The following is a 15786-nucleotide window of genomic DNA, read 5'->3' as shown; positions in this document are numbered from 1 at the left end:
GGTGTCATGTCCGACTTCGATACGTTCGACTGTGCCAACTGTGGCGAATCGTTCAAAGCGTATCCGGACGCGAACGCGGCTGTGAAGGAAGCCTGTAGTCCCGCCTGCGAAACGTCACTGTAGCGGCTGACTCGACTTTTTCGGCGTTCGGACGCCCCGAACAGCCTCAGTTATCGGGGCTGTAGTTGGGTGCTTCGTCGGTGATCATCACGTCGTGGGGGTGACTCTCCTGCTGGCCGGCCGCAGAGACGCGGACGAACTCGGCGCGCTCTTTGAACTCGGGAATCGTGGCCGCGCCGACGTAGCCCATTCCGGACTGCATGCCGCCGACGAGCTGGTGGAGTTCGGACTGGAGCGAGCCCTTGTACGGCGTCGCCGCCTCGACGCCCTCGGGGACGTACTCCTCGCCCTCTTCGTCGTCCTTGAGGTAGCGCTCGCCGCCGCCCTCGTTCATCGCGCCGACGCTGCCCATGCCGCGGTACTGCTTGTACTTCTTGCCGTTCATCGTGATGACGCGGCCGGGGGCCTCGTCCGTGCCGGCGAAGTACGAGCCGAGCATGACCGCGTCCGCACCGGCGGCGATGGCCTTGATGGCGTCGCCGGAGTAGCGGATGCCACCGTCGGCGATGACGGGCACGTCGTGCTGGCTCGCAACGTCGGCGACCTGCGCGACGGCGGTGATCTGGGGCATCCCCGAGCCCGTGACCACGCGGGTCGTACAGATCGACCCCGGGCCGATGCCGACCTTCACGCCGTCGGCGAAGTCGACGACGGCCTCTGCCGCCTCGCGGGTCCCGATGTTGCCGACGACCACGTCGGCCTCGACCTCCGCCTTGATCTCGCGAGCGCTGTCGATGACGTTCGCGTTGTGAGCGTGTGCGCAGTCGATGAACAGCACGTCGACGCCCGCCTCGTCGGCGGTACGCGCGCGGTCGACCTCGAACGGCCCCACGGCCGCGCCACAGCGCAGTGCCCCGTCGTGGTCGCGGGCGGCCTGATCGTACTCGCGGCGCTGGAGGATGCCCTGCATGGTGACCAGCCCGACGAGCCGATTCTCGTCGTCGACGATCGGCACGCGCTCGATCTTGTGGTCGTACATCAGCTCCAGCGCCTCGCGCGGTGTCACGTCTTCGGGAGCGGTGACGACCTCGTCCGTCATCGCGTCCGTGACGGCGTCGTCCTCGCCGACTTCGAGGTACGGGCGGATGTCCGTCCCGGAGATGATCCCCAGCACTTCTTCACTGTCGTCGTCGACGACCGGCGCGCCGGAGACGCCTTCGCGCTCCATCATCTCGTCGACCTCGCGGACGGTCTGGCTCGGACTGGCCGTGACGACGTCGCGGATGATGAGTTCGTCGGCACGTTTGACCCGCTCGATCTCGGTCGCCATCTCGTCGGCGTCCATGTTTCGGTGGAGGACGCCGAGACCGCCCTGTCGCGCCATCGCGATGGCCATGTCGCTCTCGGTGACGGTGTCCATCGCCGCCGAGAGCACGGGCACGGTCAGCTCGACCGACTTCGAGACGCGCGTGGCCGTGTCGGCCTCGTCCGGTTCGACGCGTGACTCCTTGGGTCGCAGGAGCACGTCGTCGAAGGTCAGCGCCTCCGGTACACGGAGCTTCTCGGAGAAGGGCTCGGAATCGTTCGCCATGTAAATCGTCCACGACGGCCCGGCAAAAACGTTGCGAGACTCGCCGCTACGTGGGGTCTGCTGGCACACCCCTGCCGGATTCGGCCCGGCCCCGCCGACACCCGTTCCGGCCCATCCGTCTCGATATGTTCTCGATGTCGGGACGTTCGTCCAGAAATGGCCGCAAACGCCTGAATCATCGTGGCGCGTGTGGTCGCGTCTCACACAACGCTTATCGGCAAATGAAGGATAGTTACAGTTATGCCTCTGACCGAACCCGCGCGCAACGGGAGTGCCCGCCAGACGACGATCGCCACGGCGTCGGGCAACACAGCGTTCGCGGGGTTCGGGAAACGGTTCTGGTTCGCGGCCCGTCGTGTACGCCAGGACAGCGCGCGAACCCTCCGACGGGAGTCGGGACACGCTCGGCCGTAACACGACATGAGTACCTCCAGACACCCGATCGCCCTCGACATCGAGCAGCGTGTCGGCCGCGGCGGCCGCCTGCTCGCCACCGTGATGGGACTGCCCCTAGTCGACGGTATCTTCCCCGTCCTCGTCCTCGCCGGCGCACTCTCGACGTGGACGGGCGTCCTCGAAGTCGGGCTCCTCGTCTTCGGCGGATCCGCTACCGTCGCCGTCGTCCTCGCCGAGCTCGAAGGCGGCCCCCGCCAGCAGGCGCGCTCCGTCCTCCTCATCGGCGCGATCCTGCTGCCGATCGCGCTCGTCGAGGCCGCGCTCGCACCGACTATCGCCGGCCTCGTCGAACTCGCGGTCCTCGAACGCTTCGCCGGCATCGTCATCCTCGCCATCGCGGCCCAGACCGCCAGCGCCCGCATCGGCGAGTATCTGCCCCGTCCAGCCATCATCGTCGCACTGGGCCTGCTGGCCAGCGTCGACCCCGCCGGCGCGACGTTCGTCGCGACCCTCGAACCCGGCGTCCTCATCCGTGCCGCCGCCACTGCCGGCGTCGGCGTCGCGTTCGCGCTCGCCGTCGCGCTCGCGAGCCCCTGGCTCCGCAACGCCGTCGACATCGACCGCTTCCGGTTCGGCAGCGCCGTCGCGCTGGGCGTGCTCGCGCTCTCGGTCCTGGGTGTGATGCCAACCGACGCGCCGGTCGCCCTCGCCGTCCTCGCGGTCACTGCGCTGCTGTCGTTCGACCCGCAGAACGTCCGACAGCGCCACAGCGAGTACCGCCCCGACGCCGTCGACCTCACCGCAGCGTTCTCCGACGGCGGAGCCTCACAGGGCGTCGCCGCCGACGAACACACCGACGAAGGGGCCGCCGTCGAGTACGAACCCGACGAGGAACGCGCGCCGTGGCTCTGAGGGAGAAGCTTTAGGCCCGTCAGGGCCGGTCCTCCGGTATGAGCGAGAATCGCGTGGTTCAGGGCCGGATGCAGACCCCCGAGAGCCTCGCCGAACTCATCGAAGGCGACTCCGTCATGGACGCAGAGCCAATCGAAGACGCCGACCGGGACTGCCCAGAGTGCGGCGAGAACGTCATCACCGTCGGGTACATGCCCTCCGCGCTGGAGTTCGTCACCGGCTACAAGTGCCAGGAGTGCGACTGGGCGGAGACCGACCGCGACTGACCGCCGTCCGGCAATCGAAATCCCTTTAATGCGAGTCGGCTTACGCCGGAGTGCGGGGTCGTGGCCTAGTCCGGGAAGGCGGCTGACTCCAGAGGCCACGCGCCTGGGACGACACTCCAAGGGCTGATATACTGAGCGGCCGACTGATCATCGGTTCGCGACGATGACCCTCTGGAGTTCCGAGGCGCAGGACGGAGATATCAGCCGATCGGGGGTTCAAATCCCTCCGACCCCATACCGTTCTTTAAATTTTCTAAAGGTAGCAGACATGTAGCCTCGGTTTTCGGTCTTCTCAGAACTGCCCCAAACAATACTAGGAAATCGGATATATCGGCGATGCGTGCGTGACGGACCAGCGGGTAGTCGGTCACCCCCTCTCCCCCAGAAGATGGGCCGTTCGCGCGGGACGAGTTCGTTCGCACGTGAGGCCACCTGGAGGCAACCGACGACGTACGTCGTGGAGACTGAACCTGACGCGGGCGCGACGAAACTACGCGATACTACTCGACCACCACAGTCTCACCGCACGCAGGGCAGAGCGGGTCGTTCTGTGGACGTTCAATGGCTGACTGTTCCCCGGTCCATCCACAAATCGGGCACTGGATTGGGTCGGACACAGGACACTGAGGCCGTCCCACGCCGGGCCAAAAAGCGTGGTGTCGGTGCTGCTCACAGAGCGATTGGTTCTTTTCCCAGTGTTCCCTGTCGTCGTCAACCGTATCCAGTGGCTCGGTACGTCTTCCGCACTGGCACCGAACGATCTGGATGCGACAGAACTACCTGCCATAGCGGACCGCAACGACCGGCGCGACAACACTCGGCGACGAGAGTTTCGGACCAGTCGAACATCAGTCGTCACCTCACACTGCGGCTGACGATATTGCTCTGGGGCCGGTCGTCGTGTGGGAGTCACTGCTCACGCGGAACATAACACCCCCTCGATGAGGACCCACGTATTTACTTGCCAGCGACTGTCTACTCGTTCATGAGTCAGTTACTGCGGGAATTGCTTGCAGACAACGCAGTCCACGTCGAGGAGTTCGGGGACCGCTTCGACGACCTGCAGGAGTCGCAGGCGCCCGGCGCCGTGACGGTCTGTTGCTCGGACTCGCGGGTGTTGCAGGACCACGTCTGGGGAAACGACCAGCCGGGGCGGATATTCACCTGCGGGAACATCGGGAATCGCGTCGTCCAGCGGACCGCCGAGGGAACGGCGGTGTCGGGTGACGTGCTCTACCCCATCGAGCACACTGGCACCGAACTCGCCGTCGTCGTCGGTCACACCGGCTGTGGCGCGGTGACGGCGACGTACGACGACATCACGGACGGACTGGACGAACCGGCTGGTATCGAGCACTGCATCGGCCTCCTGAAGGACACCCTCAGGCCTGGCGTCGCAGCCCTGCCCGACGACGTGGGCCGGGCCGGCGCGATCAACCGCCTGGTCGAGTACAACGTGGACCGGCAGGTCGAGTTCCTGCGCGAGAGCGACGACGTGCCCGACGACGTGACCGTCGTTGGCGTCGTCTACGATTTCCAGGACGTGTACTCCGAGCGCCGGGGCGAGGTCCAGGTCATCAATATCGGCGGCGAGACGGACGTGGCGGCACTTCGCGAGGGGAACTCCGAGATCGCGGACCGCATCCGCCGGCTCTGGACGTACTGAGACCGTTCTGGCCGGGCGTCTCCATCAGGCTGCGCCCCCGTCCGAATCAGGGGGCGTCACGCCAAGGCGGCCCTCGACGAAGGCAGCGAAATCCGCGGCGAAGGCTTCGACCTCGTGCCAGTCGGTGTACTCGTAGTCCCGGGCGGTGTCGGTATCGCCGGTCGCTTTGGCGGCGATACGCTTCATTAGCAGGCGCTTGAGGAAGCCGTACTCCGAGTAGCGGAGCGCGCCCCCGAACAGGCCGATGCGGTCGGGATGCCAGTCGGTCGCGTCGAGGAATGACTCGACGTAGCCCGCCGCCTCGGCCCGGCGTTCCTCGTCGTCCGTCGCCGACGACATCGAGAGCTGGAAGAAGGCGGTCGGGCGCTCGGACAGCGCGGCCCGGTTCTCCGTGACGAACTCGCTGACCGACTCCTGGTGTGCGCCCATGTGGATCGACGCCCCGACGGCGACGGCGTCGAACGCCTCGACGTCGAGGTCCACGGGTGGGTCGGCGGCGTCGACGGTCGTCACGTCGTGGCCGCGCTCTCCGAGGACCGCGGCGATGCGGTCGGCCACCTTCGCGGTCTGTCCCTCACCGGTCGCGTAGCAGACGAGTATCGAAGTCATATGTCAACAATACCACTCTCTGTGGCGACGTAAAGATTCCCGAGAAGTCGGTCGACAGTCAGCGGTTCTCGCGCTGTTCGACCTTGTTCAGTTCGATGAGCAGGCGGAAGATGGCCTTCACGAGGTTGGCGTCGACGTCGAACTGCTCGGCGTTGTCGCCGGCACGGTCCATGACGGCCTGTTCCTGCTGTTCGTCGGTGGTGGGGAGGCCCTGTTCGTCTTTCACCTGCGCGATGGTGTCGGCGACGTAGGTGCGCTGTGCGATCTTCTCGACGATCTCGCGGTCGATGGTGCGTATCTCGTCGCGCAGTTCGTCGAGCGACATGTCTTCGGGGTTCGGGTTCTGGCTCATGCTGTCTGTGTTCCCTCCGTCTGTGTCGTGGTCAGCAGCGTCCGGCCGGGACGCTCGTCCCAGGCGTCCCTGACGGCTTCGAGCGCCTCCCGGTCGCCGACGGCGGTGAAGGACGGCCCCGTCCCCGAGAGCGAGACGCCCTCGACGTGCGGAAGCGCGTCGAGCACCGGGTCGGAATCGAAGCCGAGCGCGGCGCAGAAGGCCAGTCCGTTGACCGTCATCGCGCGCTGGTAGTCGCTGTCGAGCGCGAGGTCCTCGACGAGGCGGGCCACGGGCGCGACGAGGCGACACCGGTCCACGTCGGCGTCGGCGCTGAACGACCGCTCGGGGGGCGTCCAGACGAGCACGTCCCAGTCGACCGTCTCGCGGGCCAGGACGGTGTCGTCGTCGTTGTCGGTGACGGTGACGCCGCCGAGCATCGACGCCGAGGCGTCGTCGAACGCGCCGGTGGCGGTGACGCCCACGTCGCGGGCGGCCATGACGCCGAGGCGGGCCATATCCTCGCGGCTCATCCGGTCGGTCGCGTCGAGTGCGTCGAGCGTGGCCATGACGGTGGCGTTCGCGGCCGCGCTGGAACTCTTCAGGCCTGACGCCATCGGGACGTCGCTCTCGGTTCTGACGTGGCCGCCGGCGACCGACGGGACGCCGACGTGCTGGGGGCCGCCGTGAGCGTCGATGACGTACTCGACGCAGCGCTCGATGAGCCGCGTGTCGGCGTCCGGCGCGCCGGCCACCTCGCCGGTGACGCCCTCTGACTCGGTCGTCAGCTCGACCGTCGCCGTCGTGTACTCGTCGATAGCGAACGCCGATCCGCGGTGGGTGGCGAGGGCGTTGAGGACCGTCCCCGCCGCCGGTGCCGCTGCCTTCCCTTCCATCGCCCTGTACTCCCGCGCGGACCTATTTACCATCTGCGGTAGCCCCGCGCTGGCGTCGGTATCCGGTCGTCACGGCCCGGTTCATCCGGCGGCGACAACGCGTCACTTTTGAGCGGCCCGCCGGAACGAGTGGTATGAGCAACCGTTCGGACATCGCGCCGGACACCGTCTCGGTCGAACTGACCGAGGACGGCATCGTCGTGGAGTACCTCGACGGCCGGCAGGCGTTCTACCGCGGCGTCCCCACGAAGGTCGAAGAGAGCGTCCGGACCGCGCCGGGAAAGGACACGCACGTCCTCGTGACTGACCAGTCCGAGACTGCGGGCGTCCTCGTCTACGTCAACGACCTCAGGACGCACGACGACATCTTAGAGAGCACGGGCGTCGGCCGCGTCATCTTAGAGGACGGCGAAGAAGACGAGCTGTTCCCGGGCGTCACCGTCCGCGACCACCAGATGCGCACGGAGGTCGAGGTCGACTACGGCGTGACGAACGGCCGTGTGTTCGTCTTCGAGGAGGACGAACTCGGAGAACGGAGCTACGAAATCGTCGACGACGCGAACTGACGGCCGCTCACGCGGGAGCCGTGACGGCCAGCGTTCTCGGGACGCTACTGGATGTAGGAGGGGTCCTCGTCGTCGCAGTTCTCCTCGTGCTGGCGCGCGTCGCTCTGGTCGTCGAACATCAGGCCACAGGTCTCGCACTTGTACCAGGTGACCTCGTCCCGCTCGGTTTGGACAACCATGTGAGAACGTCTGACGGCCGACCGTATATTATTTTCCCGCGACACAACGGGAACCCTCAAGGGCGTCGGACCGCAAGAGGGCGGCATGAGCGGCTCCAGCGACGCCGGTATCGAACTCACCGTCGAAGGTGCGAACAAGCGCGACGCCGGGCGCGGTATCGCACGGCTACCGGAGTCCGCACGTGAGGAACTGGGCGTCCTGAGTGGATCGCCCATCATCATCGAGGGCGACGGGATGACCGTCGTGAAGGTCTGGCCGGCCGACGACGACGGCTCGTTCGTCCGCATCGACTCGGACACGCGGGCCAACGCCGGCGTCAACATCGGCGACACGGTCACGGTGACCAGCGGGTCGGTCTCGGAGGCCCGCGAAATCGCCGTCCAGCCGGTCGAGGCGATGCCGGGCGAGAACGACTACGAGCACATGGTCCGGACCCGGCTCGTCGACCAGATCATCCAGGCCGACGAGCGGACGCACATCGAGGGACTGGGGACCTTCCTGGTCCGGGAGACCGCCCCGTCCGGCCCCGTCAGGGTCACGGACTCGACCCGGGTGTCCGTCCTGCCCGGACTCAACGCTCAGAGCGGGAGCGGCGGGGGTCAGACAGAGGCGAGTGAGGGGACGCCGAACGCCCCCAGCGCCGAGACCGACTCGGGAGTGAGCTACGAGGACATCGGCGGGCTGGACGAGGAACTGGACCGCATCCGCGAGATGATCGAGATGCCGCTCTCGGAGCCCGAGGAGTTCCGCCGGCTGGGCATCGACCCGCCCAGCGGCGTCCTCCTGCACGGCCCGCCCGGCACGGGGAAGACGCTCATCGCCCGCGCCGTCGCCAACGAGGTCAACGCCTACTTCGACACCATCTCCGGGCCCGAGATCGTCTCGAAGTACAAGGGCGAGAGCGAGGAGCGCCTGCGGGAGGCGTTCGAGACCGCCGAGGCGAACGCGCCGGCCATTCTGTTCGTCGACGAGATCGACTCCATCGCCGGGTCCCGGGACGAAGACGCCGACATGGAGAACCGCGTGGTGGCCCAGTTACTCACGCTGATGGACGGCCTGGAAGACCGCGGCCGCGTCGTCGTCATCGGGGCGACCAACCGCGTCGACGCCATCGACCCCGCGCTGCGCCGCGGCGGCCGCTTCGACCGCGAGATCGAGATCGGCGTCCCCGGCGAACACGGTCGTCGCGAGGTACTGGACGTCCACACCCGCGAGATGCCGCTGGCCGACGACGTGGATCTCGATCGCATCGCTGCCCAGACCCACGGCTTCGTCGGGGCCGACCTCGCCTCCCTGACCACGGAGGCGGCGATGGCGGCGCTCCGGGCCGAGCGCGACGACGGCTCGGTCCACCGCGAGGACTTCGAGACGGCGCTGGCGACCGTCGACCCGAGCGCCATGCGGGAGTACGTCGCCGAGTCGCCGACCGCGACGTTCGACGACGTGGGCGGGCTGGAGGGGGTCAAACAGACCCTCACCGAGACCATCGAGTGGCCGCTGGCCTACGGCGAACTGTTCGCCGCGACGAACACGGACCCGCCCAGCGGCATCCTGCTGTACGGCCCGCCCGGCACGGGCAAGACCCTGCTCGCCCGCGCCGTCGCCGGCGAGAGCGACGTGAACTTCATCCACGTCGCCGGCCCGGAGATCATGGACCGCTACGTCGGTGAGAGCGAGGAGGCGGTCCGCGAACTGTTCGAGCGCGCCCGCCAGACTGCGCCGAGCATCATCTTCCTGGACGAGATCGACGCCATCGCCAGCCACCGCGGGCAGGGCAACGAGGTCACCGAGCGCGTCGTCTCGCAACTGCTCGCCGAACTCGACGGCATCACCGAGAACCCCAATCTGGTCGTGCTCGCCGCCACCAACCGCCGGGACATCATCGACGACGCCCTACTGCGGCCCGGCCGACTGGAACAGCACGTCGAGGTCCCCGAACCGGACCACGACGCCCGCGCGGAAATCCTCGCCGTCCACACCGCGGGCAAGCCCCTCGCCGACGACGTGTCGGTCGCCGACCTCGCCGACGAGACCGAGGGCTTCTCGGGGGCCCAACTGGAGGCCGTCGTCCGCGAGGCGTCGATGCTGGCCATCCGCGAGGCCGCGACCGAACAGGGGCCCGAGCAGGCCGCCGAGAACGCCGACGACGTGCGCATCACCGCGGCGCACTTCGAGGCGGCGCTGGAGCGCGAGCGAGAGCGGTAGGGGCGACGGACGGCCGGATATGTACCCCGCTCAGGCGCAGTTGTACGTGCCCAGGTCCGTCCGCTCGACGCGCTCCGAAGCGCCGAGTCGCGTTCGTTCTGTCACGAACGTGAGCGTGACCCGTTCCATCTCGTCGTCGTGGGTCCGGTTCCACCGCGTACAGAAGTACGTCGCCAGCGACCGCCTGAGTCGCGGCTGGCGACGCACGTCGCCGAGGAACTTCTTCCATCGCATCCCCGGGAACCGATCCGCCGCGTCGGCGGGTCGAGCGTTGTCGACCGGTCCACCGGTTAGCGCGTCGATACGCTCGCCAGATTCCAGCGTCGCCGGGGCAACGTACCACCACGTCTGAACGGTCGGTGACGGCGCGAACATGTCCCAGCTGCGGCTCTCGATGCGATCCGGCGTTCCGGCGGGCGCGTCGACGAACCCCACCGCGACGGCGTTGACGGCGAGCAAGGTGACGACGGCGAGAATCGCGATGCCGCGCATCACGGCGTGGACCGCAGGTAGGGTGCTGGTGACGGAGCGCCGAGGCCAGCGCGAACGGACCGAACGAACTCCGTCGGGGACGAACCGCTCGACACCGTCCCAGACCTCGGCCGGGAGAAACAGGAGCAGTCCGCTGATGCACACGAGCGGAAAGACGCCGAGGCGAAGCGTCACAGCCATGCCGAGGTGCGCGCCGATGAAACCGGTGGTCAGGACTGTCCGGTGGCGACCCGTCGACAGTATCAACAGCGGCGAGCCGACGAGCATCGCGAGCCACAGATAGTTCAGCCCGGTCAACAGCAGCGGCCAGCCGCCGAGGGCGTCCCCGAGTCCGACGGTGATGTGGTCGAGTTCGAACACGTATCGCACTGCGGTCCCACGAAGCCACTGCGCTCCGCGGAGCTTCACGAGCGCGTTCGCGGCGTAGACGGCCACGACCTGTAGCAACGCCCCCACCGTCGCCGCCGTCGCGACGGGCGAGACGGCCGACCGATCGTTGGCCCGAATGGCACGGCCACCCAGCGGCAGCAGCAGACTCCAGAACAGGAGCCGTCGAAACAGGGTATCACCCGCGTTGAGGACGAACGGATTGCGAACGTGAACGGAGACGAGCAACACCAGTGAGAGCAACGCCGCCAATCGCACCCGGTAGCCGAGCAGGAGCGCGACGCCCGCCAGCGCCGTCAGAGCGAACAGGCCGAACTGGACCCAGGTGGCACCAGAGACGGTCAACAGCGAATACGGAGCCACGGCGGGGTAGAGCTGCTGGAGGACCGACCGCGGGAGCGCGCCGTTGTCCGTGTAGAACGCGGTCAGCGCCGTGAGCCGAGTGGCGACGTCGACGACGAGGCAGAGGCCGAGAGCCATCCGAAACGCGGTCAGCGCCCGCGGGTCGACGGCGAATCGGCGGCGAAACCCGACGAGAATCTCTCGTAACGATTGAGAGATGTTCATGCGAATCCGGCTCCCGGGGCCGTAATAAGTCTTGTCACGATACGTTAGTATCCAATCCGACTGGTCGGCCGCGCTCGTCCACGACGGCCTGACGACTCACGAGCGATTGACTGACGATGTTCGAAAGGCGAGGAGAGTCTCGCCCGGAACTTCGAGAGTGAAGTGAAAGAGGCTGTCCGGACAGCCTCTGGCGGACGAGCGACGCCGAGTGGCCGAGCAGCGAGACGGGCGTTAGCGCCGGCATCGACGTGAAAAGCGCCTTGCCGGCAGTACACCGTAGCGGGTGGACAGGCAAAAAAGGCCCGGTGTGGAGCGCCGGTTACCGCTCGCCGTCCGTCGACTCGGCGGTGGCGTCGTCACCCGATCCACTTGGAGCCGTCTCGCTCGCATCGGAACCACCGTCCTCCGCGTCGTCGGCCGTTCGTTCGTCTCGTGGCGGCGGCGCGTCGCGGCTAGTCTCGCCGTCGGAACGGCCCAGAAGCGGGAGCGAGCGGCCGCGCAGGAGGCGATGGCCACCCACGACCGGGACGGCCAACACTGCCAGCCACGGCGCGGCGGCGACGACGGTCACGAGCGTCGCGCGGCCGAAGACATACACGTCCTCCACCGACGAGAGGAACACGGAGACGAGCGACTGCTCGTGGTACTGGGTCCGTATCTCGTCGATGCCGGGCGTCGGCTCGCGGATCTCGACGCGGAGCGTCGAGTAGGCGACGCGCTGTTCGAGCGAGCGCTTCTTGGCCTCCAAGCGCTCGATGTCACTCTGGACCGACGAAAGTTGCTCCTCGATGCGCAGGAGTTCCTCGGTGTCGTCGGCCTCCTCGTAGAACGTCCGCAGGCGGTCGCGGCGGCTCCGAAGGTTCTCCAGACGGGCTTCGAGGTCGACCAGTTGGTCCGTCACGTCCTCGGTGGTCGTCTCCTCGGAGCGGACCGTTCCCTGCTCGCTCACCGTCTCCTGCATCGAGCGGTACTGGTCGCTCGGGACTCTGACGACGACGTAGCCGGTGTACCACGACTCGTCGCCGTCGCGGTGGAGTCGGCTGTTGGAGTCGCTGACGTACCCGCCCCGTTCCCGTGCCGTGGCGGCGATTTCCTCGGACGCCGTCGTGAAGTTCTCGACCTCGACGACCATCCGTCCGGTGCGGATGATGGCGCGGTCGGTCCGCACGCTCTGGGCGCTCGCGGCAGCCGCGCCGTTGCTCGCCTGGTCGGCGGCTCCCGCCGAAGCGTCCGCCGAGCCGCCGTCGCCGCCGCTCGCGGCCATCTGTGCGCCGTCGCCGCCACCGCCGTCGCCGCCCGACGCGCCGCTCCCGCCCATACCGGCACAGCCGGCGAGCAGGAGGAGCGCGACGACGGCGAGCACCCTGCCTCTCGAAGACATACACGCCACAGTGGGACAGACAGTGCCAAAGAGGCGACGTACGCTCAAAATCCGCTTTTTGTGAAACGACGACTGCAGTTACCGCCAGTCCGTCCGGCGGTCTTCGAGCGCCGGGAACTCCTCGCGAACGCGCTCGACGCGCACTGGGTCGACGCTCGCCGTGACGAGCGCCGGGTCGTCGGCCGCGCTCGCGAGCGTCGTTCCCCACGGGTCGTACACCGTCGAGCGGCCGAGCAGTTCCGCGTCGTCGAACGTGCCGACGCCGTTGGCCGCCGCGACGAACAGCTGATTCTCGACGGCGCGTGCCCGACCGAACAGCTTCCAGTGCTCGACGCGGGGGTAGGGCCACGCGCTGGGGACGAGCGCCATCGTCACGCCCTTCTCGACCAGCCGACGGTAGAGTTCGGGAAAGCGGAGGTCGTAGCAGGTGGTGATACCGATGGTGAAGCCCCCGAAGTCCACGGTCGGGAGCGCCTGTCCCGGTTCGAGCAGCCGCGACTCGGCGGAGTCGTAGCCGAACAGGTGGTGCTTGCGGTACACCGCCCGCCGGCGGCCCTCGCGGTCGAAGAACGCGGCGGTGTTCGCCAGGCCTTCGGTTGTCGGGACCGCGACGCCGCTGTCGTCGCTCGCTTCCAGGTCCTCGACGATGCTCCCGGCCAGCACCGCCACGTCGCTGTCGTCCGCGACCCGCCGGACCCGCGTGAGCGTATCGCCCTTGACTCCCTCGGCCTCGCGGGCGTAGCTGTCGAAGGCGAAGTACCCGACGTTGAACAGTTCCGGGAGAACGACGAGGTCGGCTCCGTCGCCGGCAGCGTCCTCGATGGCCGCGACGGCGCGGTCGACGTTCTTCTCGGTCGATCCGCCCGCGATCTCGATCTGTGCGAGTGCGATCTTCATACTTCGACTTCGAGGTCGTCACGCAGCGCGTCTTCGAGGTTCCGAAGCTCGCCGTCGAGGTTTCGCTTGAAGAACCCCTCGACGCCGGGGAGTCGCCCCTCGACGACGAAGCGGTTCGTCAGGCGCGTTCCCCCGTCTTCGGTCTCCTCGAGTTCGTGTTCGCCCTGGACGCGCATCACTTTCGACGTCCCGACGAAACGGACGTACTCCGGTTCGCGGCGCTCCACGTCTTCGGTTTCGACGCGCAGCGTTCGATTGATTACCGGGATCGGGAGCGTGAGAAACCAGGTCGCGTGACGCTCGTCTTCGACGTCCCAGTCCTCGACGACGCTGATGGGTTCGGCGCGCCGCTCCGGGTCGGCGATAAACTCCCAGACGCGCTCGGGCGGGGCCGACACAGTCATACTCCGTTCGACCCGGACAGTCATAGCAGGTACTGCGGACTGCTCTCCGATGAATCCACCGATCGAATCAGTGCCGGACCCGGCGATAGCTTACCCGGTTGTCGTCGTGACTCGCCAGGTCGTCGACCGGGCGCGGCCCCACTTCTCGATCTCGACTTCGTCGGCCTCCTCTGCAAGCCGCGGGAGCCGTGCCCCCACTTGCTTCGACGAGAGGCCGAGTTGTTCAGCGATGTTCTTCGCGCGGAAGTAACTCTCGCCGCGCGAGACGCTGTCTCGGAGATACTCGAGAATGCGTCGGTCTTCCTCGCTGTAATCGGCCATACGTAAGATTGGGTCTCTGCGTTTTTAACGGTTCCCTTCACAGGTCGGCGAGTTGATACTCGGCGGTCGGGTCAGGCGTCGTAGGCGTGAATGGCGACGATGGCCACGGCCGCGGCCAGCATCGCGACGCCGAACGCGCCGCCGGACGTGACCAGCAGGTTCCCGGTGTCGACTTCCTGGACGTAGTGCAGTATCGCGTAGTTGTAGCCGTTGATGGCGGTCATGGCCGCCGCGCCCACGGAGACGAGACCGAACAGCACTGCGAGACCGATACCCAGGTCGGTCTCCGACTCGGTTGAACTCATGTTCGTCGCTTTCGCTGTTTCCTACTTAGTTCATTCGGGGTCGAGCCACAGGACATATACCCGCCCCCAAGAAGGGAACGGTAATGAATCGGCTCACGCTCGCCGGCGTCCTCGCCGTCGTCCTCGTCGCGGTACTCGGAGGCGGCGTGGCGCTCGGCGTCCTCGGGACCCCGACCGTCGCCGGCGTCGACAATCACTTCGCCGGCGTTTCGAACCAGACGACGACCGTCGCGACGAACCTGACGGTGTCGAACCCGAACCCAGTCGGCGTCCAGCTGGGCGGCCTCTCGGTCAACTACACCGTCGCGATGAACGACGTGCGACTGGCCCAGGGCGACAAGCAGGGGCTCGGCATCGGGCCCGGTAACACGACGGTGCCGTTCCGGACCGAGATGCGCAACGACCGCATCCCGGCGTGGTGGTACACCCACGTCAGGAACGGCGAGACGACGACGGTGTCGATCGACGCGACGGCCACCTCGTCGACGCTGGGCGGCCGGTCCGTCTCCTTCGGCCAGGAGCGGACCGTCGAGACCGACATCGTCAGCCAGTTCAACTCCAGCCAGACGCGACCCGTCGAGGCGAACCAGCCGCTCGTCTCCGATCCCGTGCTGTACGTCAACGAGACGCGCGGAGCCTGGGACCGGGCGAACCTCACCCGCTCGGAGACGCCGCTCGACCTCGGCTTCGACGTGTACAACCCCAAGCCCTACCCATACACCGTCTCGAAGATCGGCTACACGATCTCCATGAACGACGTGACGGTGGGCCAGGGCGAGACCGAGCGCGGCTACGTCCTCACGCCGGGCGAGGAGACGACCATCGAGGCCGACACCGCTATCCAGAACGAGAATCTGGACCGCTGGTGGGTCACCCACCTGCAACGGAACCAGCAGACAGAGGTGTACATCGACTTCTACCTCGTTCTGGAGGGCGGCGGCGAGCGGTTCCGCGTCGACCTCGATGCCATCGACTACCGGACCGACATCGAGACGGACATCTTCGGGAACAAAGCGCAGTACCCGACCGGGAACGGAACAGTGACGGACGCTGGCGGGTCGGACGATGAGAACGGCGAAGGCGAACCGGCGACGACCGAGACGGAGACGGCCACCGAAACCGACGACGACGGCGGACTCCTCGACGGCGGAGAGACCGACGACGGACTGCTCGGCGGTGACGACTCGGCCACCGAGACACCGACGGAGACGGCCACACCGACAGAAACCGAGACCGCGACGCCGACTGAGACCGCGACGCCGACCGAGACGCAGACGGACGACGGCGGTCTGCTGGGCTGATCGGCGAGGCCGATATTCTGCGGTGGCTCACACGAGACCGAACTGAGAAGGTC

The 15786-nt window shown here is 67.3% G+C and carries 17 protein-coding genes and 1 tRNA gene; 7 read left to right on the top strand and 11 right to left on the bottom strand.

Annotation, left to right across the window (positions count from 1 at the left end):
• Positions 1-166: 166 nt before the first annotated feature.
• Positions 167-1651, bottom strand: coding sequence for an IMP dehydrogenase (gene guaB, locus ACOZ4I_RS07845; RefSeq protein WP_424004618.1), 1485 nt, complete (start codon positions 1649-1651; stop codon positions 167-169).
• Between the two features lie 420 nt (positions 1652-2071).
• On the opposite strand from guaB, the gene ACOZ4I_RS07840 reads away from it, so the two are divergent.
• The 4 genes from ACOZ4I_RS07840 (at position 2072) to ACOZ4I_RS07825 (ending at position 4891) form a co-directional block, all read left to right on the top strand.
• Positions 2072-2959: a DUF5794 domain-containing protein gene (locus tag ACOZ4I_RS07840; protein ID WP_424004617.1), complete on the top strand. Its 888-nt coding sequence runs from the start codon at positions 2072-2074 to the stop codon at positions 2957-2959.
• Positions 2960-2997: 38 nt separating this feature from the next.
• Positions 2998-3225, top strand: coding sequence for a DUF5795 family protein (locus ACOZ4I_RS07835; RefSeq protein ID WP_424004616.1), 228 nt, complete (start codon positions 2998-3000; stop codon positions 3223-3225).
• Between the two features lie 54 nt (positions 3226-3279).
• Positions 3280-3460 (top strand) — tRNA-Trp (locus ACOZ4I_RS07830).
• 750 nt (positions 3461-4210) lie between these two features.
• Positions 4211-4891, top strand: coding sequence for a carbonic anhydrase (locus tag ACOZ4I_RS07825; RefSeq protein WP_424004615.1), 681 nt, complete (start codon positions 4211-4213; stop codon positions 4889-4891).
• Between the two features lie 24 nt (positions 4892-4915).
• Here the strand turns inward: ACOZ4I_RS07825 and ACOZ4I_RS07820 are convergent, their stop codons facing one another.
• From ACOZ4I_RS07820 to ACOZ4I_RS07810, 3 genes are read right to left on the bottom strand one after another with little or no spacing between them, the layout of a single operon-like run.
• Positions 4916-5500, bottom strand: coding sequence for a flavodoxin domain-containing protein (locus tag ACOZ4I_RS07820; RefSeq protein ID WP_424004614.1), 585 nt, complete (start codon positions 5498-5500; stop codon positions 4916-4918).
• A gap of 58 nt (positions 5501-5558) precedes the next feature.
• Complete coding sequence (locus tag ACOZ4I_RS07815; RefSeq protein WP_424004613.1) at positions 5559-5852, bottom strand: chorismate mutase; 294 nt, start codon at positions 5850-5852, stop codon at positions 5559-5561.
• Positions 5849-6727, bottom strand: a complete 879-nt coding sequence (locus ACOZ4I_RS07810; RefSeq protein WP_424004612.1) for a shikimate kinase — start codon at positions 6725-6727, stop codon at positions 5849-5851. Before ACOZ4I_RS07810 ends, ACOZ4I_RS07815 begins: the two co-directional genes overlap by 4 nt.
• A 134-nt stretch (positions 6728-6861) precedes the next feature.
• Here ACOZ4I_RS07810 and ACOZ4I_RS07805 point away from each other — a divergent pair, with 134 nt between their 5' ends.
• Positions 6862-7293: a DUF5796 family protein gene (locus tag ACOZ4I_RS07805; RefSeq protein WP_424004611.1), complete on the top strand. Its 432-nt coding sequence runs from the start codon at positions 6862-6864 to the stop codon at positions 7291-7293.
• Between the two features lie 44 nt (positions 7294-7337).
• Here ACOZ4I_RS07805 and ACOZ4I_RS07800 read toward each other — a convergent pair whose 3' ends face one another.
• A complete protein-coding gene (locus tag ACOZ4I_RS07800) occupies positions 7338-7472 on the bottom strand; it encodes a DUF7128 family protein (RefSeq protein WP_004517924.1) in 135 nt (44 codons plus the stop codon).
• 85 nt (positions 7473-7557) lie between these two features.
• Here ACOZ4I_RS07800 and ACOZ4I_RS07795 point away from each other — a divergent pair, with 85 nt between their 5' ends.
• The gene (locus ACOZ4I_RS07795) at positions 7558-9678 is read left to right on the top strand and encodes a CDC48 family AAA ATPase (RefSeq protein WP_424004610.1); all 2121 of its coding nucleotides are present in this window, start codon (positions 7558-7560) and stop codon (positions 9676-9678) included.
• A 30-nt stretch (positions 9679-9708) separates the two neighbouring features.
• Here the strand turns inward: ACOZ4I_RS07795 and ACOZ4I_RS07790 are convergent, their stop codons facing one another.
• From ACOZ4I_RS07790 to ACOZ4I_RS07765, 6 genes are all read right to left on the bottom strand, one after another.
• Positions 9709-11124 carry a hypothetical protein gene (locus ACOZ4I_RS07790; protein ID WP_424004609.1) on the bottom strand — a complete coding sequence of 472 codons (1416 nt, stop codon included), beginning with the start codon at positions 11122-11124 and terminating at the stop codon, positions 9709-9711.
• 319 nt (positions 11125-11443) lie between these two features.
• Positions 11444-12505, bottom strand: coding sequence for a DUF4349 domain-containing protein (locus ACOZ4I_RS07785; protein WP_424004608.1), 1062 nt, complete (start codon positions 12503-12505; stop codon positions 11444-11446).
• A 78-nt stretch (positions 12506-12583) separates the two neighbouring features.
• Positions 12584-13402, bottom strand: coding sequence for a carbon-nitrogen family hydrolase (locus tag ACOZ4I_RS07780; RefSeq protein WP_424004607.1), 819 nt, complete (start codon positions 13400-13402; stop codon positions 12584-12586).
• Complete coding sequence (locus ACOZ4I_RS07775) at positions 13399-13830, bottom strand: SRPBCC family protein (RefSeq protein WP_424004606.1); 432 nt, start codon at positions 13828-13830, stop codon at positions 13399-13401. Before ACOZ4I_RS07775 ends, ACOZ4I_RS07780 begins: the two co-directional genes overlap by 4 nt.
• A 66-nt stretch (positions 13831-13896) precedes the next feature.
• Positions 13897-14127 (bottom strand): DUF7123 family protein, encoded by a 231-nt coding sequence (locus ACOZ4I_RS07770; RefSeq protein ID WP_162413904.1) that lies wholly within the window; start codon positions 14125-14127, stop codon positions 13897-13899.
• 71 nt (positions 14128-14198) lie between these two features.
• A complete protein-coding gene (locus ACOZ4I_RS07765; RefSeq protein ID WP_424004792.1) occupies positions 14199-14399 on the bottom strand; it encodes a hypothetical protein in 201 nt (66 codons plus the stop codon).
• Positions 14400-14515: 116 nt separating this feature from the next.
• Here ACOZ4I_RS07765 and ACOZ4I_RS07760 point away from each other — a divergent pair, with 116 nt between their 5' ends.
• Entirely contained in the window at positions 14516-15733 is a 1218-nt protein-coding gene (locus ACOZ4I_RS07760) for an LEA type 2 family protein (protein ID WP_424004605.1), read from the top strand.
• Positions 15734-15786 lie beyond the last annotated feature (53 nt).

It is taken from the genome of Haloarcula salina (genome assembly GCF_049603855.1).
In the GTDB taxonomy this organism is placed as follows: Archaea; Halobacteriota; Halobacteria; order Halobacteriales; family Haloarculaceae; genus Haloarcula; species Haloarcula salina_A.
The sequence above is the reverse complement of the archived record's forward strand: the minus strand, read 5'-3'. Positions and strand labels throughout refer to the sequence as shown.